This is a genomic window from Bacteroidales bacterium, from assembly GCA_022647615.1.
GTDB lineage: Bacteria > Bacteroidota > Bacteroidia > Bacteroidales > UBA932 > Egerieousia.
On sequence record JALCKZ010000001.1, the window covers coordinates 1,485,427 to 1,507,903 of the forward strand.

Below are 22,477 nucleotides of genomic sequence, written 5' to 3' on the forward strand. Positions count from 1 at the left end.
TTTGTTATTTTTCCTCTGTTTTGTTGATTCTTGCAGTTACGGTTGAGATGATGTCATCATCTTTTCCTTTATAGTTATCTTTAATGCTCTTGTAGGTAGCAAGGGCCTGCTCCTTATTTCCTCGTTCGGCGTAAGAGTCTCCAAGCACAATGAAACTCCTTGCCATCCAGTACGTTTGCGGAGTCTTGGATTTTGATAAAGTAAATGTTTGCTTCTCCACTTTATCAAATTTTCCGTTGTCAAAAGAGTCTTGGATAACAAGATATGCAGCCTCCGCTCCAAGCGCTGTCTTAGGATTTTCTGAGAGTTTCTTCAAAGACTCTATTGCTTTAACTCTCTCTCCCAGAGCAAGCAAGCTCCTTCCCTCATAATACATAGCCTCATCTCTTTGTTCGGCTCCATATTGTTTATCAGAAATTATTTGCTCTGCTCTTAATGACGCAGTTTTGTACTCTTTGTTGCAGAAATATGAGCGCATCTCTCCCATCACTGCCTCAAGCTTGTTCTCCTTAAAATTTGCCGTTTTTTCCAGTGTCTCATAACCCCGGGCCGCGTCTGAGTATTTCTCCAGCTTGTAACACAAGTCTGCATAATTTTTAGTTGCAGATTCAGATAGCGCTCCCTCTCCGCTTTCCATAACTTTATGGTAGCACTCAATTGCTTTTTCCGCATTGTCTGTTTTTCTGTAACATTCTGCCAAATAGAACATTGCCTGCTCATATCTTTGTCCGCTGGGGTATCTCTCAGTAAATGATTCCAAAGCTTTTATTGCAGGCTCATACTTTCCGCTCATGTAAATTTGCTCCGCAGAATTAAAGATGAGGGTCTCCTTTTCGGCAGGAGTTTTAGCAGTTGCCGCACCATTGCTCTGTACGTATTCCAAAAATTCTTCTGACCTGTTTTGATTCTGATAAATATTCTCCAACGCACTTAGGGCGGTCTGAGCCTCCTGGCTATTTGGCTGTTTGTCAATAATTTCCTTGTAATTTTTTATTGCCGCATCCGCATAGTGCCTGTTTGAGTTTATCATTCCAATCTCCAGAAGAGCCTTGTAGTAGTATATACTGTCGGGAGGATTATTTATTAACTTATTAAAACTCTCAATAGCATCTTTGTCATTGGAATTCTGCACCTGGGTGCAGCCAAGTTCAAACAAGGCTTCTGTGTAAAGAGGTGACTCTCTGTGAGATGCTCCTGTTATATTTTTAAGTTCAGAGATTTTCTTTGCATTATCTGACATAAAGCCGCGGGCAATTGCGCCTTGCAGAGGAGCATATAGGTTTGAGTAGTTTGTCTCCGCTCCAATCTTTTCATATAGTTCGGCTGCTTTGCTGAAATTTCTCTCCATGAAGTAGCAGTCTGCCAGCCTTGTCTTTGCATCATTCGTATAGGAACGCTGTGATTGCGGAAAATTCAGATAGGTTTCAAACGCTGTTTTTGCATTTGCCAAATCCTTAAGTTTGAAGTAGTTATATCCGCTGTTGAAGTATGACTCAGAATACTCCTTGCTTTGTTTAAAGCGCAAATTCTTTTGCAATTCGCTCAGAATCTTTTGAGATTCCGCATACTTGCCTTGCCTGAAGTTGCACTCTGCCTGCCAGAATTTTGCAAGATTTGTCAGGGAAGGATTATATGACTCATTCTCCGTTGCCTTTGCAAGATATTCTGCTGAAGCTGAATACGAGCCTTCATCTAAAAGTTTTGCCCCTTTAAAGAAGTTAGCTTTTTTAAGATTGACCAGGTCCGTTTCAGTAGGCTTTTTAATTTTAGAGAGAGCGCTTATAGCCTGATCATAATCCTTTTTGGTTAGAGCGCCTGTTGCTATATAGCCATATATTTCATCTTGTTTTCTCTCTGTAACTTTGTAATTATTAAGGTAATCTGTAAATCTTGATGTTTCTCCGGTTAAATCAAAATCCAGTTTTGCATAGTTGAAGTATGCATCTTCCTCTATTGCTTTGTCATAACGCATGCATGCGGCGCTGCGGAAAGCCTCCTCTGCGGCCGGCTTGTTTTTCAGCTGAATATAGCACTGTCCTATGTGATAGTTTGCGCTTTGGCCTAGAGAATCATCAACCTCTTTAACACGGCTGAAACGAGTGATGGAAGTGTCATAATCCTTTAGCGTATAGGCAATCATTCCTGCATAGAAATTGTCTGAGCGTGAGGATATTCCGCCGCCGGAAGAGTACATGTTGAAAAATTTTCTTGCGTTTTGCGCATCGCCTGTTGCATAATAAGATTCAGAAATAATCCTTGCAACTCTTGGCTTGTATGTTTGCTCTATTGTTTTGTAAACTTCCGGCCCGTTGTTAATTACATAATTGTAATCCTTTAGCATGAACTTGCTGTCCAGGATATGGAATTTGCTCATAACGGTAAATCTAGGGTCTGATTTTGCTTTCTCCAAAGATGGTATTGCCCTGGTAAATTCTTTGTTCATGTAATCCATATACCCAAGATAGTAATATGCAGCGCTTGCATAAGGTCCTTTGTCATTGGAACTTGTGAGATAATTAAATGTTTGGCGGGCCTCCTGGTATGACCCTGTCCTCATCTGGCAGTAGCCCTTGCGAAAAAAGAATTCATCTCTATCCTCTTTGGCCAACATATCTGCATCCATCTTGTCCAGGATTTTCATTGCGTCTGAATATTTGTCATTTTCAAATTCGGAGATTGCTAGCCTGAATTTTATTTGAGGTAGAAGAGAAGATGCAGGGTAGTCAGATTCATAGTTCTTTACAATACCCTCTAGATTAGGCTGTTTCAGCAATATCTGACACAGCACTTTATACCCCGCAGCCTCTTCCGCTTTGGTGCCGGCGGAATTTTTTTCTCCGCTTTGCTCCAGCTCTTTGTTAAATTCATTAAGGGCGCTGCTGTACATCTTATTTTTGTACAGCTCAATACCGGAAGACATGTGCGCGGAACTGCCGGATTGTATAGTGTTTTGAGCTCCCGACGGGTTTACGCAAAATAGGGAAAGTATTGCTATAGCTAAAAGTATCTTCTTCATAATCTGACTATTATAACCACATTTTGTAAAACAGAACATATCTTATCAAAAGTATGAATAAATGGTAAAATTCTTAAATTTGCCACTAATATTTTATTCACTATTTATTAACCGGAAAATTGCTGAGAAAATTATGCCACAGATGGGTGAACTTGGTTTCAAAACAGGGATAGCGCTTCCTTTGATAGAATTGGAAAATGCTGATATATACAACGACGGGAATCTTATTCTGTCGGGAGTTAACTTAAAAGTTAAAAGAGGGGAATTTGTATATCTGGTGGGAAAGGTTGGAAGCGGCAAAAGCTCAATTATCAGGACTTTAACAGCTGAACTCCCTCTGATTAGCGGCGAGGGAAGAGTAGGGGATTTTGATTTGAAAACAATCAGGAAAAATCAGATTCCGTATTTGAGAAGGAACCTTGGAGTAGTTTTTCAGGATTTTCAGCTCCTTATGGACCAGACGGTTATGGAGAATTTGATGTTTGTCCTGCGTTCTACTGAATGGGATGATTTGCAAAAAATGCAGGAGAGGTGCATGGAGGTTCTTAAGGTTGTGGGGATGGAGAACAAGGCGCATAAAATGCCTCATCAGCTTTCAGGCGGTGAGCAACAGAGAGTTGCAATTGCAAGAGCCATTTTGAATTCTCCGTCAGTTATTCTTGCTGATGAGCCTACGGGTAATTTGGATGCAGAGACGGCGGCAGGAATTATGGATGCTCTCTTAAGAATTCATAAGCAATATTCTCCTGCAGTTCTGATGATTACGCATAACAGGTCTATTATTGACAGATATCCTGCAAGGATAATGATGTGCGCTAATGGAGTTTGTACGGAATTGACCAACAATGGGGTAGAACAGGACAAGTTAAAAGAGGTGGCAGACGATATGCCAGATGATTATGAAACAGAAAATGACGGAGAGCCGCAAGAAAATTCTTGAGTGGTTTGACAAATACGGACCTGAGCCAAAGAGCGAGCTGAAATTCAAAAGTCCTTTTGAACTTATTGTAGCAGTTATACTCTCCGCGCAGTGCACAGATAAGAGAGTTAACATGACAACTCCTGCATTGCTTGCAAAATACCCTGATGCAGAGTCTCTTGCAAAGGCCACGGAAAAAGATATTTTCAAGTATATAAAGTCCATATCTTTTCCAAACAGCAAGGCCGCTCATCTTCTGGGTATGGCAAAGATGCTTGTAAAGGATTTTGGAGGCAAAGTTCCGGAGGAGATAGAGCAGATGGAAAAATTGCCGGGCGTGGGGAGAAAGACTGCAAATGTTGTTGCCTCAATTTGTTTTAACAAACCTGTAATAGCCGTTGATACTCATGTGTTTAGAGTAGCTCATAGAATCGGATTTTCCAAAGGGGCAACCCCTCTGGAAGTGGAGGAAGATTTGGAGAAAATGATTCCCGTAGATAAAAGAGCTAAGGCGCATCACTGGCTTATACTTCATGGCAGATATGTATGCAAATCTGCTAAACCAATGTGTGATGAGTGCCCAATTTCCAAATGGTGTCCAAAGTTGCTTGAAAACAGCAAACTATGACGGATGATTTTAAAATAAGTCTTAAAGAATACTCTGCCTACCTGAGACTGGAAAGATCTCTTTCCAAAAATACTATCTTGTCTTATTGTTCTGATATTAAGAAGTTTATAAACTATTTGCATGAAAAGGGAATTGGATCCCCGGAGCGCGTGTCTTCTGACTTAATTGATGAATATCTTGCAAGCGAATTTGAATCGGGCATATCAAAGAGGAGCCAGGCACGTTGTATTAGCGCTTTAAAATCTTTCTATAAATTTTACTCTTTGGAACACTCCTCTTCAAATTCAGGAGGAGGGCAAAACTCTTCTTCCGAAATAAATCCTTGTGAAAAAATTGATACTCCAAAACTTACAAGGCAGCTCCCGACAGTTTTATCTGTAGAGGAGGTTGATAAAATTTTAAATTCGGTGGATTTGTCAGCACCGGAAGGGACACGTAATCGTGCAATTTTAGAGATGCTTTATTCTTGCGGTTTGCGCGTGAGCGAATTGGTGAATCTACGTCTGTCCGATTTGTTTTTTAAGGACTCATTCATCAGAGTAATTGGCAAGGGAAACAAGCAACGACTTATCCCGGTGGGAGATTATGCCAAGGATGCTGTAAATAATTATATACCTGTTAGATGGGAAGTTCTGCAGAATGCAAAACAGCTGGGAGGATCGCTTGGAAAAAGAGCTTCAAAAACGGCTGAAAAATCTACTTTAAAAAGCAAATCTGCATCAAATTTGGCCGAGGCTGAGGATACTCTTTTTTTGAACAGGCGCGGTGGAAAAATGACTCGCGTAATGGTATTTGATATAGTTAAAAATCAGGCTCGCATTGCGGGGATAAAAAAAGATGTTCATCCGCATACTTTCAGACATTCATTTGCTACTCATTTAGTTGAAAATGGTGCTGATTTAAGAGTTGTCCAGGATATGCTTGGGCATGAAAGTATTTTAACTACAGAGATTTACACGCATGTCAGCACAAAACAGTGGATGAAAAATATTCTGGAGCACCACCCGGAAAGGAATCATTCATAATTCTTTTTAGAATTAGTCTCAGCGTCAGTAACATCCAGTACCGTTTCTATCATATTGATAAGGCTTTTGGCCGCAAGATCTATTTTTACCGCATAATTCTTTTTGTCGTCGGCAGAAATTAAATTGCTGGAGTCAGAAATCATGTTTGCGTAGTTGGTGATATCTCTTAAAGGCGTCTTAATCTCTTTGTTCATTTTTTGAAGGAAAAGCGCCTTCATCTTATTATCGCTTTCCGCAACTTCTATTTCATGTTCCAGTATTGCATTTGCCTTTGCGATAGATTCTTTCTCTTTTATTAAAATGTCTTCTGACCGCTTGACTCTGTAAGATGCTCTTTTGGAGCGCATTAACATAACTATCGTGACTATAAGGAGAGCTATTACGCAAATTGTGCTTATGGCTATTACTCCTGCTTGCTTTTGAATCTCTTTATGCCTAAGTCCGTTAACATCGTGCAGTACTTGGATTTCTTTAACCTTCTCGTCAAGGTTATCGGAATTTTCCTGTTCTCTTTGCTGAATATATCTTAATAAGTATGGCTTTAGCTCTTTCTCTTTGCCAAGAGCTTTTCCGGCGATAAATATGTTCTCCAAACATTCTTTCTGAATCCAGATTTCATCCTGTAAATTTTTGTTATTCAATATGCTGTCAAGATACGGAGTTGCAGATGCATAATCTTTTACGGACATGTAATATCTCACTTTTGCAAGTGAATACGGGGAGTTGAACTCTGCTGCAACTTCTTTATTTTTTGACGCTATAACTTCTATTTTCTTAAGGCATTCAGAAAGTTCATCTTTTGAGAGGACCTGATTGCATCTTAGCATCGCCATATATATAATATAGCGGTTCTTATCCATGCTTAAATATTTCCTGCCGTTTTGCCGCATTTCTATCTCAGCAAGGTCCAAATAGTTAAGAGCTTGTCTGCATGCGCTTACTCCGGCTTTTTGTTCATGGCTGCCTGATTGTTTTACATAATAATTAGCAGTGAGCATGTAATAGGCAAGAGGAAGAAATCTTTTTCCGTCTGCCGGAAGTTTTTCCACTAATTTGCCAAGCTCTTCTATATATTTGATATCTAGGCTTCCCGATAGAGTTTTTGTGTAAAATGCGCTAATATTAAACAAAGCACCTGCCTGTTCATAGATGCTATTATTTTTTCCATTTTTGTACTCCGTTATAAGTTCATTCCAAAAAGCTGACTCATTTTTTTTGCAGTAAGTTTCATCAGTTTGTTTAGATGCCTGCAGGAATTTTATAAATGTAAGTAATTCAGCCTTGGCATTACTTTTTGGCAAGAGATCGGACATCTCAATGTATCTTTCTTCATGGTCCTGGTCATAACTAGCCATCTCTCCAATTGCCTCAATCTGAGTATTATCGTCTTTGTTGGTTTTGGCTATTGCATATATTTGCCTCCCATACTTTACTCTCTCTTCATTTGAAGATGCTCTGTCAAATTTGCTGAAAAGTTCAGTCACGTATTTTTTGTAAAATTCTTTGCTGCTGTCTTTTGCACTAAAATCTTTTTGATCATAGTTGTCTGCTAAAGCAGGTTTAGTTGCAAGCATAATGAATAGCGCTACGTATGCCGCTATATGGCAAGCGGTTCTAAATTTGGTTATATAGCTATGGCTGCGCTGCATCATTCTTGAGTTAGAGGGTGAATAAATATAAATCTTGCGCCGCCGGAGCAAGTTGCATCCGCCATAACCTTGCCGTGTAATCCTTTGGCTATCAATCTGCAAATAAATAAACCAAGCCCCTGTCCCTGAGAAAATCTGTTAAGCTTTTCAAATCTGTTGAATATCACTTCTTCTTTTCCTTCCGGTATTCCTATGCCTGTATCTGTGACTGACAATATTACTGAGCCGTTTTTCCCTTGAACTTCTGCTGTTCTGTTATTGATTTGATAATCAAGTACTATCTTGCCTGATTGAGTAAACTTGCATGAGTTTGAAAGAAAGTTAAGCAGGACTTGAATTAATCTCTCCCTATCTGTATCAATAATCAAATCTCTATCGTGAGCTTTAAAAATCATTTCAACTCCTTGTGCCGCCCTTCCCTTGAATATGTTGACAACAAAGGTGCAAATCTCATTAAGGCTCTCTGGAGCAATATGATACTCGCCTCTTTCCAAATCTGAGATATCCAAAATGTCGCTTACTGTTGTACTCAAGAGCGCTGAGTTTTGCCTCATGATTTCATTGAATTTTGCCGCCTCCTCTTTGCTTGGCTTGTTAGAAGGGTCGGCTAGAATTTTTGAAAAACCTACGATAGAATTAAGCGGGGTCCTAATCTCATGCTGCATGTTTTGAATGAAGGAAGTCTTTAATCTAGAGGCATTTTCAGCCTCCGCTTTTGCCTTGTCCAGCCTCTTTCTTGTTTCATGCAAATCCTTTTTCTCCTTTATTAATTTGTTTTTTGATTCTGCCAGCTTGCCCGCCAAATTCTGCGAACGTACCAGCAAATAAAAAGCAAATGCAAACAGTATAAGTACAATAGCCAAAAAAATAATTCCGGAATTCAATATTTTTTTGTTTGATTCTTTCTCCATGTTATCCATGTTGTAGAGAATCTGCATTTCATTGTTTTTCTCATCCAACGTGCTCTTTTTCTCCTCCTCCAGCAAATCTAAATATTTCTCTGCATATTCTTGGATATCAGCATTTTTATCTATGGCAACTTTTGCAGTTATCATATCTTTAAGGCATTCCTTTTGAATTTTGCGTGCGTTCTCTCTCTTCTTGTTTGTTATGACTCTTTCCAAAAATGGAATTGCTTCCTTGTAGCGTTCCATTGCCATTAGGTATCTAATGGAGCATATTGACTGGTTTGAGTGAAATTCTGAGTAAAGTTCAGGATGCCTGTTTGTTGTCTCTACAAGTTTATTGTAAACGTCTTGAACTTGGGCCTTTGATAAAATTGATGAGTAAGAGAGCATCCTTCTGTATGTCACGTAACGCTGTAGTTCCATTGATTTATAGACTCTTCCCTTGCTCTTATAAATGGAATCGGCATCATTCTCTATGCGGAGCATTTCCATGTCAATTTTATAACCAGACTTCATCAAGTCCTTTTTTACATAGAAATTTGCCGCCGCGGCGTGGTATGCGAAAGGGAGAAAATTCCTGCCATCTGCCGGAAGTTCATCCATAATGTCCCCAAGTTTTTGTAAATACTCCTGGTACAGGCTATTAGTTGAGAGCCTTGACATGACCATGCAAATTCCAAATAGATTGGCAGCTCTATCATAAATTTTTGATTTTGGGATATCATTATATCCGTTTATCATTTTTTGCAGTGCGGCCGTTCCCTCTTTTTCAGTTGCGTTGCTGAATTTTTTGATAATGTTTTTGTAGTCAATTAGTGCAATTACCTCTTTTTGTTCATTGCCGGAGGGGAGCTTTGTAAGGAGTTTCCTGTATTTGTCAAGCGCATTGTAATCACTGTTTATAAGTTCTTCAATGGTCTCAATTTCAAGACTATAATCCTTATTTTTCTGAGCAATTTTTAGAAGCTCCTTTTCATATTTTACCCTGGTTGACATTTTTACAATCTCAATGTCAATAATATTATGAAGGACGGCTACTTTTTCTTTGTATGATGATGTCTTGCTATTGGATAGCACATCATACTCTCTTTGAAGGCTGTCCAAAGTGTTCTTTCTATTTCTCTTTCTTGCCGCAATAAGCTTGACAATTTCATCACGGCTCTTAAGAGATTCTCCGTTAATTGACTGCAGGTCCGGCAGCATATCCGGCTTTAAGGATTGTGCAGTGCTAAAATTAAAAGAGAGCAAAATGAGGGTCAGTGCAAAATAATACTTAAAGCATCTTAGTATTACAGAGTGAAATTTCATGTCTAATGTTTAGGTATTCTTTGCAAAGTTATCAAAAGATTTTGCAAATTTTTGCCAAATGGTTTTTTTCTGTCTAATCTCTTCTCTCCAGCGTGAATATTTCATTGACGCTTTTATGAAAAACAGCCGCAATTTTTAGCGCAAGTACCGTGGATGGAATATATCTGCCAGTCTCTATTGCATTGATGGTTTGGCGGCTTACTCCTATTTTATCTGCCAGGTCCTGCTGTGAGATATTTAAAACTGCGCGTTCTACTTTAATACTATTCTTCATGGCATGTTTTGTTAAAATTAGCCATCGCGATGCGGAATACAATTATGTATATTAGCAGATATGCAAACAGGAAAAAGAACATCACATATAAGTATGGAATTCCGTAAATGAATATTGCAGCAAGCACGCTGACGGAAGTCGTAATCCATAAAGAACGTACGAGAGAAATTTCTCTTATATGTGCAATGCCTTCATCTTCAGCTTTTTCCTTTGAGAGAGCTATAAATGTTAAGGCGGCAAGTCCAAATACTATCTCAAGTGTAAGGGTTATGTTTTCTTTCTCGCAGGTAAATCCGCTGCTTGGCTCGCACAGAATCATACCCGAATAATGCCAGTATTTTGCGTTGATTGTAAATTCTCTCTCACTCCTTGAGTTTTTGATACTTGAGAAGAGGCCAAATGCTATTACGCATGCCAGCAATATAAATCCTATTTTTTGGAAGATATGCGGCAGCAAGTAGTTTTCGTTTTTCATATTCTTGATTTTATTTACTGTTATTTCTTGCACAAATGTAAAGTACACTTTACAAACAGACAAGAAAACTTGTCAAAAAATCAAATAAACTTTACAATAATGTAACAACAGACTTGTGGCGAGATATTAAAGAATGTTGACTGAAACGCTTTATCTATTCTGTTTCTTAATTGTTACCTTTGTAAAAATGCGGGTTGTAGCAAGACCTGCTTAATTTATGAATGGTTATGGAAAATAAAATTAACACAACAGTTGTTGCCGCAATAATTATAGCGGTTGGATTGATAGGTATGGGACTTGCCGTCAGATGCGGAATCGTAAAATTTAAAAAGCTGGACGGGACGGTTTCAGTTAAAGGACTTTCAGAGATGGAAATGCCTGCAGATAAGGTGATTTGGCCAATTTCTTATGTTGCTGCGGGTAATGATTTAACATCTCTTTATGCAGACATTGAATCCAAAAACGCAATCATTACAAAGTTCCTTTTAGATAACGGAATTAGCAAAGATGAAATCACGGAATCCGCACCGGTCGTTACAGATTTAAAGGCGCAGAGCTATTATGGAGATAATAAATCTGAGTATAGATATAATATTACTTCTGTCACGACAGTTTCTACTACTAAGGTAAATCTTGTGCGTGACCTGCTTGTAAAGCAGAGCGAGCTTATCAAACAAGGTGTTCCGTTGTCTTCCGGCGGAAATGCGGAATTCTCTTTTACTAAGCTTAATGACGTGAAGCCTAAGATGATAGAGGAAGCAACAAAGAATGCGCGGGCGTCTGCACAAAAGTTTGCGGAGGATTCTCACAGCCATCTTGGCAAAATTAAAAATGCTACGCAAGGACAGTTTTCAATTGAGGATAGGGATAGCAACACTCCGTATATCAAGAGTTTGAGGGTTGTCACAACTGTAGAGTATTACATGAACTAACAGCTGCCGGAATCTGCTCAGATAAACTTTGAAGGAGACATCTTACATAGTTAATGCTTTTGTCGGCAAAAGTTCCGGCTTCCTTGGAAGCCCCGCGTGTGTCGTCTTGCTGCATGAGAAAATCCCTGATGTTCAGATGCTTGCGCTTGCGGCTAAAAATGGTTTGCCTGAGACAGCTTTTCTCTTAAAGGAAGAATTCTCTGATAGTGATGCTCCCGACAGGTCATATTCCTCAAGGAAACACTCAGGCAGATACTCATTGCGCTGGTTCACTCCCGATATTGAAATGGATTTATGCGGACATGCTACGCTAGCCTCCGCGTATGTTGTGTATGAGATACTTGGAGAAAAAGAGGCAATCTTTGATACATGCGAGGGTGAGATAAAAGTAGCAAGGTGTCCAGCCGAGCGTGGTAGCGACAGCAGCGGCAGTGGCAGCGGCGGCAGCGGTGATTTTATGTATGTTTTGGATTTTCCGTCTCGTCCGGCAAAGCCTGCAAAACTACCGGAGAATATTTATAATGCATTAAATATCAAGCCAAAAGAAGTATATTTATCTAGGGATTATATACTGCTGTATGATGATGAAGCGCAAATCCGGAATATTAAAATTGACCGTGCGGAATTTGATAAAATTAATCTTGACCCGGGCGGGATTGCTGTAACTTCAAGTGAAATTTATAGCGGTAAAAAATCAATTTGCGGCGGAGCAAAAGATTGCTGTGATGCAACATTTGATTTTGTATCAAGATTCTTTACCCCGCAGGCGACAATTTTGGAAGATCCGGTGACGGGTTCTGCTCATTGCACGCTTGTCCCTTTTTGGGCTGACAGATTGGGAAAGAGTAAGTTACATGCGGCTCAGCTTTCAGAAAGAGGCGGTGAGCTTTTTTGCGAATTGAAGAATGGGCGGGTGCTTATTGGTGGCTATGCAAGTTTGGCCGGCGGGGAGATTTAGGCATTTTTTTGTAAATTTGGAGCATAAATCAGAATGTTATGTTAGATAAGAATATACGTGACCAAATTATTTCCCTTGTTCATAAAGAAGTTGTCCCTGCAATTGGATGTACGGAGCCAATGGCAGTTGCGCTTTGTGTTGCGAAAGCAACTGAAACTTTGGGAGTTAGGCCGGAGAAGATAGAAGTCCTCCTGAGCGCCAATATTTTAAAAAATGCAATGGGGGTAGGAATTCCTGGAACCGGAATGATAGGACTCCCGATAGCTGTCGCTCTTGGCGCGCTTGTTGGAAAGTCTGAGTATAAGCTTGAGGTTCTGAAGGATGCAACGCCTCATTCTGTTGAGGATGGGAAAAAATATATTGCGGAGAACAGAATTCACATTGGACTTAAAGAGGGCATCACTGAAAAACTTTATGTGGAGATTACTTGCAGCGGCAGAAAAACTGTCGGGAATCATACTGATAATCAGAGCGCAACTGCAATAATTGCAAGCAGCCATACTAACTTTGTATATCTTAAAGCTCCCGACGGAGTCGTTTTTGACAAGCGCTGTCCTGCCGGAAAAGAGTGTGAGGATGGAGATATCAGACTGAATATGAAGATGGTCTATGAGTTTGCATCACAGACTCCTTTGGAAGAGATTTCTTTTATTCTGGAGACAAAGAAACTTAATGAGAAAGCTGCAAATGATTCCCTGAAGGGAGATTACGGACATGATCTTGGAAAGACAATGACAACTCCGCTGAGCCGGAAAGTGCTGGGTGACAGTATTTTTACTCACATGATTTCTATAACGGCCGCAGCGTGCGATGGCAGGATGGGCGGTGCGATGTTTCCCGTAATGAGCAATTCCGGAAGCGGAAATCAGGGAATTTGCGCAACAAATCCGGTTGTGGTTTTTGCGGAAGACAATCATAATACTGACGAGCAACTTATAAGGGCTCTGATGCTCAGCCATTTAACTGCTATATATATTAAACAGAGCCTTGGCAAGCTTTCTGCCCTTTGCGGATGTGTTGTGGCATCAATTGGGAGCAGCTGCGGCATAACTTACTTAATGGGTGGCGATTACAATAATATTTGTAATTGCGTGAAGAACATGGTCGCAAACCTTACAGGAATGATATGTGACGGAGCTAAACCAAGTTGCGCTCTTAAAATTTCATCGGGGGTATCAACAGCTGTCTTGTCTGCAATATTATCAATGGAGAATAAGTACGTTACTTCTGCGGAAGGAATTGTAGATGATGATGTTGACAAGTGCATACATAATCTTACCTCAATCGGAGCTAATGCTATGGTAGAGACAGACAAAGCTGTGCTAGATATTATGACCCATAAATGAAAGGTTTAGGCGGAGCAAATAGCATTCGTGCATTTAGAAGAACTTTAGTTGCGGATGACTTTGTTCATTTGCTGGTTCCCGCCATGCTTTCAGTCATGGTGGACTTTATTCTTGAGTTGGCCGATAGTATTATTGCCGGCAATATGCTTGGAGATAAAGCGCTTGCAGGTGTTACGCTGTGTCAGCCCTTTTTCTCTTTTTTCTTGTTTGTGCAGGTGCTCATTCTTACGGGAACAGCTGTGCTTTATTCTGAATCTATCGGGAGTGATAACAGAAATGCTGCCAATAAATTTTTTGGACAAGGAGTAATTCTCTCTTTGGCTGCAGGAGCATTTATCACTCTGGCGTCCCTAATCTTCAAATATCAGATACTCAATTTCCTAGATGTACCAAAAGACATTGACATATACGCCGATACTTACTTCTCTTACTTGCTCTATCTGCCGCTTTTCATAGTGTACTTTGTAATGTACGCGGTAGTCATGAATGACGGCGGAAAAAAGTGGTGCAATATTTCTTCTATAGCACTGATTGTCTTAAAAATAGTGCTGTCTATAGTGCTTTGCAAATTAATAGGTATCGGAGGATTATGTTTAGGCACATACATTGGGCTTTCCGTTGGAATTCTATTTTTGATGTTCAACTTTTTTGAGAAGAACAACAAGCTGAAGTTTGTTTTCTTTTTTAATCTGAAAGAGTCATTGAACGTGATGAAATTTGGCTTTAGCGAGTCCTTCTTTTCTCTTTGTGTCTCAGGTATCTATATGTTTTTTAACTGGTTTTTGCTGGAAAATTACGATGGGAATGCAATAATAATTTTCACTATGGTTATGAGTCTTTTGCAGCTGTGTGTTTCTGTTTCGGACGGTATTAATGAGGCTGTCCAGCCGATAATTGAAATATTCAGAGGTGAAGGAAATTTTGGAGAAATCGCTAAAACCATGTCTATAGCTTCTTACATTTCTTCTCTCTTTCTTGTGCCTGCTGTTGTGATTATTTTTATTGGAGCAAGGTGTGTCCCGTCCATTTTTGGGGTTAATGATCCGTCATTGCAAACAGCTGCTGTGGAGGCTATTAGAATCTTTATGTTGTCGGCTCTATTTTTAATAGGAGGCCTTTGTTTTTGTACGTACATGCTTTTTATGGAACACTTTGTTTATTCCATTCTCAATACTCTTTTTGTAATCCTTATGTTGCCTTTTGTTTTTATATTTGGAACTTCAGGTAACGTTAACGGCGTGTGGGCTGCTATGAGTATCTCCGTTGTAGTTGGTTTGTTTATCATTTTATTATTGGTCAGAGTTAGGGCTAAAAAGTATAATTGCGTATTTCCGTGGCTGATTGACAAGAAATAGCTTGCCAATCAAGCATCATTTGATGTGATAGCAACGGAGAGTAATTTAAAGCCTCTGATGAACAGCGTTGAGCAAGAACTTGTTAAAAGGAGGGTTGAACAACAGAAGGTACTTAGAATCCTGCTTATGCTGGAGGAGACATATATGCTTAACTTGGATAAAGAGAAAAGAAAAAGCGGAAAGAAAGCAGAAGGAACGTTTTATGTTGAATGTTCCCTAATGTTCAGAGATAAAATAATATATATGTTTGTCCGTTCAAACGGTGCGTATAGTGATGTGACCAATTCTGATATCATGCCGCAATCTTTGAGGGAGTATCTTTCTACAATGATTGTATCTTCTCAAAAAGGATCTCGTTTTTCATTGTCTGTTGGTAACAATAGAACTATATATGAATTTTAACTATGAAAAGGAGAGGAATTTTTTCATATAAAAGTACGCTTGCCGGAGATGATTTTTTGCACCTCCTTATTCCCTCTTTTCTATATGCCGGAGTTCAGTTTGTATGGGGATTGGTTGACAATATCATTGCCGGTAACATGCTTGGCAATAGCGCGTTGACTTCTATAACACTATGCAAGCCATATCTCTCCTTCATTGCGTTTGTAAATATGTTGATTGTTCCGGGCACTGCGGTGCTTTCTTCTTTATCGGTTGGAAAAGAGGAGCGCGAGAGAGCAAACCAGTTTTTTGGCCAGGGAATTATTATGGCGGTTTTTTCCGGGCTTGTGTTTTTTGCCGGATCTCTGATTTTTAAGCACAGCCTTTTTAATGTTTTTAATGTTCCGGACAATATATTCTATAATACGGAACAGTATTTCAACTATTTGCTGATATATCCTCTTTTCATGTTTTACCCTGTCCTGTTTACTGCGGTAATAAATGACGGAGGTAAAAAATGGTGTACCTTTTCCGGAATTATAATGTTGGCATCAAAAATTATTTTGTCTCTGCTGCTTTGTCATTATCTTGGAATTAAGGGACTTAGCATAAGCACTATGATTAGCATTGCTCTTGCTTCAATAGTGCTCCTGTTCCAGTTTTGGGAGAAAAATAATCCTCTGAAATTTGTATTTTATTTCAATTTGAAAGATGTCGCCGGAGTGTTAAAAGAAGGTTTCAGGGATGCGTTCCTTTTCTATCTGTTTGTTTCCATTTTCTTGCTCTTTTTTAACTTTATTCTTCTAAAATATTTTGATGCAAATGCGATTGTAATTTTCACAATAATCGTGAACATAATGGAACTGCTGACGGCTGTATATGAAGGTCTGATTCAGGCAATTCAGCCTATGATAACTATTTACAGAGGAGAAGATAATCTTGTAGGAATAGAAAAAACTATGAACGTTTCCGCAATAGTTTCCACATTGATAACGCTCTTTCCTATAATTGTGATATTATTATTCTCAAATTATATTCCTTTGGCTTTTGGCGTGAAGGATTTAGAATTGCGAGGTGCAGCTGCACAAGCTATAAGGATATATGCTCCTTGCGCTCTGTTCTTTGTATGGGGTATGACGCTAAGCGGATATCTTGATAAGACAGAGCATTTTGCGGTTGCAGTTGTTATCATGTGCTCAATGTTCTTTTTATTTAATGTACCTTTTTCATTTATATTTGGAGCACATAAAATTCTTAGTGGTGTTTGGGCGGTAATGAGTGTTTCAACGACAATCGGAGTGCTGGCCGGTTTATATTTTATGTATTGGCATGCAAAAAAGAAGAGGGAGGTTTTCCCTTGGCTGCTGGATAAAGATGAGCTTTCCAACCAAACTTCTTTTGATGTGCAGGCTAATGTAAAAAATGTTAAAGTGCTGATGGATGAAGTTGAAAATGAACTTGTTAGAAGAGGAGTAAAACGCAGTAAAATTCTCAAGGTACTGCTTATGCTGGAGGAGACTTACATGCTTAACCTGGATAAATCTAAGAAGGATAGAAAATATTATGTAGAGTGCACTTTGATGTTCAAGGATAAGCTTATGATGTATGTGCGTTCAAATGGTGTGTATAGTGATGCGACGGATACTAATGCGATGCCTGACTCTTTGCGGCAATATTTGTCCTCCATGATTGTCTCATCTCAGAAGGGTTCTCGCTTTTCACTCTCTGTCGGGGACAACAGAACTATATATGAATTTTAAAAACCTAAACTTAATCTTTTGAGTTCAAGTATGGATAAGAATGATATTTCACGCTACATGCATAGAGCCGAGGCTCTTAGAGGTTCTCTAGTGTATGATGATTTTGTTCACCTTCTTTTGCCCGCTTTATTATTTGCGATGGTAGAGTATGTTTTGCAATTGTCAGATAATGTAATTGCGGGTAATTTGTTTGGAGACAGAGCATTAGCAGGAATTACACTTTGCCAGCCATATATCGCCTTCATCACTTTTGTAAGCATGCTTATCATCCCCGGAACAGCTTTCTTTGCCTCTTTGGCTATTGGCAAAGAGAACCGTTACCGCGCCAATATGATTTACGGACAAGGTCTTATAATCTCCGTTGCCGCCGGCGTGCTGATTACCGTGCTGTCTTTGATTTTTAAGTCTAATATATTATTGATGTTCAAAACAACCCCGGAAGTATACAATTATGTAAGCGGCTATTTTACAGGGTTGTTGTTTCAGCCGCTGCTTATATTTTATCCTGTAATTTTTGCTGCGGTAATAGGCGAGGGGGGAAAGAAATGGTGTACAATATCCGCCATAGTTTTGGCCGTCTCCAACATTGTGCTGTCTCTTGTACTTGGGAAATATATTGGAATGATGGGCCTTAGCCTTGGAACAGTCTTTAGTCTTGCCATTGCCTCCGCCGTATTATTGATGCAGTTTACTGAGAAAAACAATCCTCTGAAATTCATCTTACGCATAAATCTTAAAGATACGCTGAACGTCATAAAGGCCGGATTTACAGAGGCTTTGATTTTCAATTTCAGCATAGTGCTGCTGTATTCTTTTTTTAACTGGTTTTTGTTAAGGAACTTTAATTCCAATACTATTATTGTATTCACGATAGTTGTGAATATTCAGTCATTTTTTCTTGCCGCGTATGGGGGCTTTTCCCAGACCATACAGCCAATGGTCTCCATTTACAGGGGAGAGACAAATTTTGCGGGGATACTTAAGACAGCAAGAATAGCTACGGTTATATCGGGAGTTATTATGGTGCTCTTCATTGCTTTGATTTACATTTTCTCAAAAGAAATTCCATTGATGTTTGGAGTTACGGATCCCGCCTTGTGCGCCGCATCTGTCAGAGCGATAAGAATTTATGCATGGTCCGGTCTTTTCCTTGTATGGGGTCTGCTGCTTGCAAATTATTTGCTGAATGCCGGCTATGTTTTATTCTCCTCTCTTATATCAGTTATGATGCTTTTTGTTTTTACGCTTCCGCTTACTTTTATTTTTTGTTCCAGATTAAATTATGGAAGCATGGGCGCATGGATTGCCATAAGCATATCTGTGTTCATAGGTTTTATTGCAAGTATGTTCCCTTTGAATAAAATGGCAAAGAAGAGAAATTTTGTTTTTCCTTGGATGTTAAGCAAGAAGGTTCTCAATAATGAAGCATCATTTGATGTGGTCGGCACAAAAAAGAATGTGAAAATGCTGATGGATATGGTTGAAAAAGAGCTTATTAAGCGTGGCATTGAAGAGAAGAAAATTCTAAAGATTTTACTTATGCTGGAAGAGACTTATATGCTCAATATAGATAAGACCAAAAAGGACAAAAAATATTACGTTGAGTGTACTTTAATGTTTAAGCGCAAGTTGCTCATGTACATACGCTCCAATGGAATTTACAGCAATGCAACAGATGTAAATGCAATGCCCGATTCATTGCGGCAATATTTGTCATCTATGATTGTCTCTTCTCAAAAAGGTTCTCGTTTTTCTATGTCTGTCGGTGACAATAGGACCATCTACGAGTTCTAGCTAAGGTGCTTATTGAAGCACATGTTTTTAGATTCGTGAAAATATTTTTATTATATTTGTAGGAACCTAAAAAGTGCTTTTTCCACAAAGAGTTATGAAAAATTATCTGTTGAGAACTATTGGTTTGCTTGCCGTAGCATTATTAATTAATAATGTGGCGCTTTCTGCGCGAAAACTGATTTTATTGCCTCCATGGACTCCGCAAGCTCAATTTGCCGGTTATTATGTGGCCGATCAGCTGGGGTATTACAAGGCGAAAGGTATTGAGATTGAGTTTATTACGTCAAAAAGCATGATAGACAGAGCTGACCGTTCTGTCTTTCTGTTTAATCATAAAGCAGATATGGCAATAATGAATCTTTCACAAGCTCTTATTCTCAGGTCCAAAGGTGTTAAGATTGTGAATGTTTTGGAGACGTGCCACCGTAATAGTTATTGCATCGTATGTAGCAAACCTGCAAAGGATTTGACTGCGCTGAGGAATGCGGATCTTGGTACATGGAACGGACTGGCTCCAATTATGATGACGGCAATTAACTCAAAAACAGGCAATACTACCCGGCAGGTTATCGTAAGCGGTGGTATAAATGCCTTTTTATCAGGGGCTTTAGACTTTTGCCTGCTTTGCAGCTTTAATGAATTGCTGCAGCTGAAGGAGTGCGGATATAATGCTAAGCCGGAGCAAATTCTTTGGCTGGAAAAAGCCGGATGGGACGTGCCTCAAGATGGCATATATGTTACTGAAGATTTTTATAATAAAAATCAAAAGCTTGTGAATGACTTTGTGGAGGCATCCGTTAAAGGTTGGGAGTATGCATATAGTCACAGAAAATATGCTGTAAGTTGCGTTATGAAAGAGGTGCGCAAGCACAAAATTGCTACTAATGAATACCATCAGAATTTGGTATTGGATGAGGTGTTGAGACTTCAGGAAGCAAATGGCTCCAAACAGAGTTTTGTCCTTAGCAAACAGGAGTTTACACGCTCGTTAAATATTGTTGCATCATTTGGAGGAATCGGGAAAGATATTTATTATATTGACTTTGTAAAGACCCCCCTTAAAAACTAAGGAATATGAGATTCCCGCTCATCAGATTTCACTCTTTTGCGCAGCGGCTGAGCACTTTTGTATCAGTAACTGTAATTGTAGTTTTTACTGCAATTATGGTAGTCTATTTCAATTATACCAAAGAAGCTTTGCTGGACAGCACAATAAAAAGGGCGGAGCCTTTGCTTAATACTGCTGCATTGCAGGTGGCGGGAAAAATGAACCAGGTAGATGTTGCCCTTGCTAATAACATGTGGAAGATAAAACTCTCTAACTATAAGGATTCCAAATCATTGGAGGCTGGTTTGCTGGGCGTGGAGGAAAATATTTTGAGGTCAAATTCAATAATAATCGGAAGCGGAATTGGTTTCATTCCAAACTACATTAAGGAGAAAGGGAGATGGTACTTCCCTTACTCTTCCATGGATGGTGACAAAATAACTGTCAGCATCATGAATAATGCTGATTATGATTATTTTGGAATGGACTGGTTTCTTATCCCAATCAGGTTGAACAAGGACTACTGGTCTGAACCATATTATGATGAGGGCGCCGGAAATACAATGATGACAACGTGTGTCCATTTAATCAGAGATGATGCAGGCAAACCCGTTGGAATTTTTGGAGCAGATGTGTCACTGGATAGCCTTACTCAGTTTGTGGAGTCAATGAAGCCTTTGGGTCCCGACAGCTATTCATTCATGCTTAGCCGCCACGGCTATTACCTTAGCAATGTGGACCACAGCAAAATCATGAATGAGACAGTTTTCATCACCGCATTCCAGGAAAAAAGCAAGGAGCTGGAAGATGCTGGTCATGAGATGATTGAGGGTAAGACCGGAATGGTGAAATTCAAGCTTCAGAAAAAATCATTTTACGCTTTTTACACAACTGTTCCCGGCATTGGCTGGTCAATATGCACCGTAACTCCTGATAGTTACATACTTGGAGATTTAAGAAATATCACAAACAGGATTATCATCCTATTCATAATCGGCTTGTTGCTGGTCAACGTGCTGACATACAAGGTTATAGCATGGATGACAAAACCTATAGCCGGCTTTTCAAGGTCTGCCGGAGAAATTGCGGATGGAAACTTCAACACCATACTTCCCGTAGTTAAAACGGAAGACGAGCTAATGACCCTGCACAATTCCATAGACCACATGCGTCATTCTCTTCAGACGTATATAGATGAGCTTCAGGTTACTACAGCCAACAAGGAGAGGATGGAGAGAGAACTTACCATTGCACACGGGATACAGATGGGCATGCTTCCAAAGATTTTCCCTCCGTTCCCGGATAGAAAAGATGTGGATTTGTATGCAATACTAAAACCTGCAAAAGAGGTTGGCGGAGATTTGTATGATTTCTTCATTAGAGAGCATAAGCTTTATTTTGCAATAGGCGATGTAAGCGGCAAGGGAGTGCCCGCATCATTAATCATGGCAATTGCAAGCAGCTTGTTCAGAACTCTTACACAGATAGATACGGAGCCTGCAAACATTATCAAGGCAATGAATGCTCCTCTGTGTGAGAACAATCCTTCCAATATGTTCATCACAATGATTATTGGCGTTTTGAATCTGAATAATGGAGAGATGCGTTTATGCAATGCCGGACATAATCCGATGATACTATCAAATAAAGAGGGAGTTCATTATCTTAACTTGAAAAAGAATCTTCCTTTGGGATTGATGGGAGAGTTTGACTATAAGGCAGATTCGCTTACAATTGATCCGGGAGACAAGCTTGTTCTTTACACGGACGGAGTAACGGAGGCGGAGAGCGAAACCAAAGAATTATTTGGTGAGAAGCGCCTTCTTGAACTTGTTGAAAATACTAAACAGAAGGATGTTAGAGAGATTATTGGCCTTCTGATGGACAGCATAGCCGGACATGTTAAGCAAGCAGTACAAAGCGATGATATTACAATAATGGATATACAATATAAGTCATAATTATATTATGGATAAAAAAGAACTGGTACTAAGCAATGATGTAAGTGAAGTCTCTAAGATAGAGAGCTTTACCGAGCAAATAGGAGAAGAGCTCAGTCTGTCTCCTGCTGTGGTTACAAGTATCAACTTAGCCTTGGAGGAGGCTATTGCGAATGTTATAATGTACGCATATCCTGCTCCTGAGAAAAATAAGATACACTTGTTTGCTGAGTTAGAAAATAATGAACTTATGTTCCTTTTGACTGATACGGGCGTGCCTTTTGATCCCACCAAGGATGCAAAAAATCCAGATATCACCGCCTCAGTTGAAGACCGTCCTATTGGAGGGCTTGGAATTATGTTGGTAAAGAAAATCATGAATGAAGTTTCATATCAGCGTATTAACGGAGAGAATCAATTAACACTTAAGAAAAAAATATAAAAACATATAAGCATGAAAACAACAATTACAGAAGATGCGGGAAAATACCTAGTAGCATTAGATGGACGTCTTGATACTGCTTGTGCCCCGGATGTTGAAAATGAATTACGCCCGTTATTAGAAGTCCAGAATACAGATATTTGCGTGGATTGCAAAGACCTGGCATATATCAGCAGCTCCGGCCTGCGTCTTTTCATGAGTCTCCAGAAGGCATGTACAAAGAATAATACCAAGCTTACTCTAAAAGCTATGAGACCGGAAATTAAAGAGGTATTTGAGATGACCGGTTTTACTTTGATATTCACTATAATAGACTAAA

General features: G+C 39.4%; 19 protein-coding genes. 14 read left to right on the top strand and 5 right to left on the bottom strand.

The features are described from left to right. Nucleotides 1–4: 4 nt before the first annotated feature. Nucleotides 5–3,016, bottom strand: a complete 3,012-nt coding sequence (locus LKM37_06505; protein MCI1720643.1) for a tetratricopeptide repeat protein — start codon at nt 3,014–3,016, stop codon at nt 5–7. Nucleotides 3,017–3,158: 142 nt separating this feature from the next. Between LKM37_06505 and LKM37_06510 the strand changes: the two genes are divergently transcribed. The 3 genes from LKM37_06510 to LKM37_06520 are packed head-to-tail and all read left to right on the top strand — an operon-like array spanning nt 3,159 to nt 5,588. Beyond that, a complete protein-coding gene (locus LKM37_06510) occupies nt 3,159–3,956 on the top strand; it encodes an ATP-binding cassette domain-containing protein (GenBank protein MCI1720644.1) in 798 nt (265 codons plus the stop codon). Beyond that, nucleotides 3,916–4,563, top strand: a complete 648-nt coding sequence (gene nth, locus LKM37_06515; protein ID MCI1720645.1) for an endonuclease III — start codon at nt 3,916–3,918, stop codon at nt 4,561–4,563. The genes LKM37_06510 and nth overlap by 41 nt, the downstream gene beginning before the upstream one ends. Further along, the gene (locus LKM37_06520; GenBank protein ID MCI1720646.1) at nt 4,560–5,588 is read left to right on the top strand and encodes a tyrosine recombinase XerD; all 1,029 of its coding nucleotides are present in this window, start codon (nt 4,560–4,562) and stop codon (nt 5,586–5,588) included. Before nth ends, LKM37_06520 begins: the two co-directional genes overlap by 4 nt. Here the strand turns inward: LKM37_06520 and LKM37_06525 are convergent. The 4 genes from LKM37_06525 to LKM37_06540 form a co-directional block, all read right to left on the bottom strand. Next, nucleotides 5,579–7,162, bottom strand: coding sequence for a hypothetical protein (locus LKM37_06525; protein ID MCI1720647.1), 1,584 nt, complete (start codon nt 7,160–7,162; stop codon nt 5,579–5,581). The genes LKM37_06520 and LKM37_06525 overlap by 10 nt on opposite strands. Before the next feature lie 74 nt (nt 7,163–7,236). Next, the gene (locus LKM37_06530) at nt 7,237–9,348 is read right to left on the bottom strand and encodes a HAMP domain-containing histidine kinase (GenBank protein ID MCI1720648.1); all 2,112 of its coding nucleotides are present in this window, start codon (nt 9,346–9,348) and stop codon (nt 7,237–7,239) included. 178 nt (nt 9,349–9,526) lie between these two features. Further along, nucleotides 9,527–9,727, bottom strand: a complete 201-nt coding sequence (locus LKM37_06535; GenBank protein ID MCI1720649.1) for a helix-turn-helix transcriptional regulator — start codon at nt 9,725–9,727, stop codon at nt 9,527–9,529. Continuing rightward, a complete protein-coding gene (locus tag LKM37_06540) occupies nt 9,717–10,202 on the bottom strand; it encodes a hypothetical protein (GenBank protein MCI1720650.1) in 486 nt (161 codons plus the stop codon). The genes LKM37_06535 and LKM37_06540 overlap by 11 nt, the downstream gene beginning before the upstream one ends. A 239-nt stretch (nt 10,203–10,441) precedes the next feature. On the opposite strand from LKM37_06540, the gene LKM37_06545 reads away from it, so the two are divergent. The 11 genes from LKM37_06545 to LKM37_06595 all read left to right on the top strand — a co-directional run bounded on the left by LKM37_06545 (nt 10,442) and on the right by LKM37_06595 (nt 22,476). Next, complete coding sequence (locus LKM37_06545) at nt 10,442–11,134, top strand: SIMPL domain-containing protein (GenBank protein ID MCI1720651.1); 693 nt, start codon at nt 10,442–10,444, stop codon at nt 11,132–11,134. Between the two features lie 28 nt (nt 11,135–11,162). Continuing rightward, entirely contained in the window at nt 11,163–12,092 is a 930-nt protein-coding gene (locus tag LKM37_06550) for a PhzF family phenazine biosynthesis protein (GenBank protein ID MCI1720652.1), read from the top strand. Between the two features lie 38 nt (nt 12,093–12,130). Continuing rightward, the gene (locus tag LKM37_06555; protein ID MCI1720653.1) at nt 12,131–13,438 is read left to right on the top strand and encodes an L-serine ammonia-lyase, iron-sulfur-dependent, subunit alpha; all 1,308 of its coding nucleotides are present in this window, start codon (nt 12,131–12,133) and stop codon (nt 13,436–13,438) included. Next, a complete protein-coding gene (locus LKM37_06560) occupies nt 13,435–14,793 on the top strand; it encodes an MATE family efflux transporter (protein MCI1720654.1) in 1,359 nt (452 codons plus the stop codon). The genes LKM37_06555 and LKM37_06560 overlap by 4 nt, the downstream gene beginning before the upstream one ends. Before the next feature lie 24 nt (nt 14,794–14,817). Next, a complete protein-coding gene (locus LKM37_06565) occupies nt 14,818–15,195 on the top strand; it encodes a hypothetical protein (GenBank protein ID MCI1720655.1) in 378 nt (125 codons plus the stop codon). 2 nt (nt 15,196–15,197) lie between these two features. Beyond that, nucleotides 15,198–16,934, top strand: coding sequence for an MATE family efflux transporter (locus tag LKM37_06570; protein ID MCI1720656.1), 1,737 nt, complete (start codon nt 15,198–15,200; stop codon nt 16,932–16,934). A gap of 30 nt (nt 16,935–16,964) precedes the next feature. After that, nucleotides 16,965–18,728, top strand: a complete 1,764-nt coding sequence (locus LKM37_06575; GenBank protein ID MCI1720657.1) for an MATE family efflux transporter — start codon at nt 16,965–16,967, stop codon at nt 18,726–18,728. 94 nt (nt 18,729–18,822) lie between these two features. Continuing rightward, nucleotides 18,823–19,797: an ABC transporter substrate-binding protein gene (locus LKM37_06580; GenBank protein ID MCI1720658.1), complete on the top strand. Its 975-nt coding sequence runs from the start codon at nt 18,823–18,825 to the stop codon at nt 19,795–19,797. A 5-nt stretch (nt 19,798–19,802) separates the two neighbouring features. Then, the gene (locus tag LKM37_06585; protein MCI1720659.1) at nt 19,803–21,737 is read left to right on the top strand and encodes a SpoIIE family protein phosphatase; all 1,935 of its coding nucleotides are present in this window, start codon (nt 19,803–19,805) and stop codon (nt 21,735–21,737) included. 7 nt (nt 21,738–21,744) lie between these two features. Further along, a complete protein-coding gene (locus tag LKM37_06590; GenBank protein MCI1720660.1) occupies nt 21,745–22,158 on the top strand; it encodes an ATP-binding protein in 414 nt (137 codons plus the stop codon). 12 nt (nt 22,159–22,170) lie between these two features. Beyond that, nucleotides 22,171–22,476 (top strand): STAS domain-containing protein, encoded by a 306-nt coding sequence (locus LKM37_06595; protein ID MCI1720661.1) that lies wholly within the window; start codon nt 22,171–22,173, stop codon nt 22,474–22,476. The last annotated feature ends 1 nt before the right edge of the window (nt 22,477 follow it).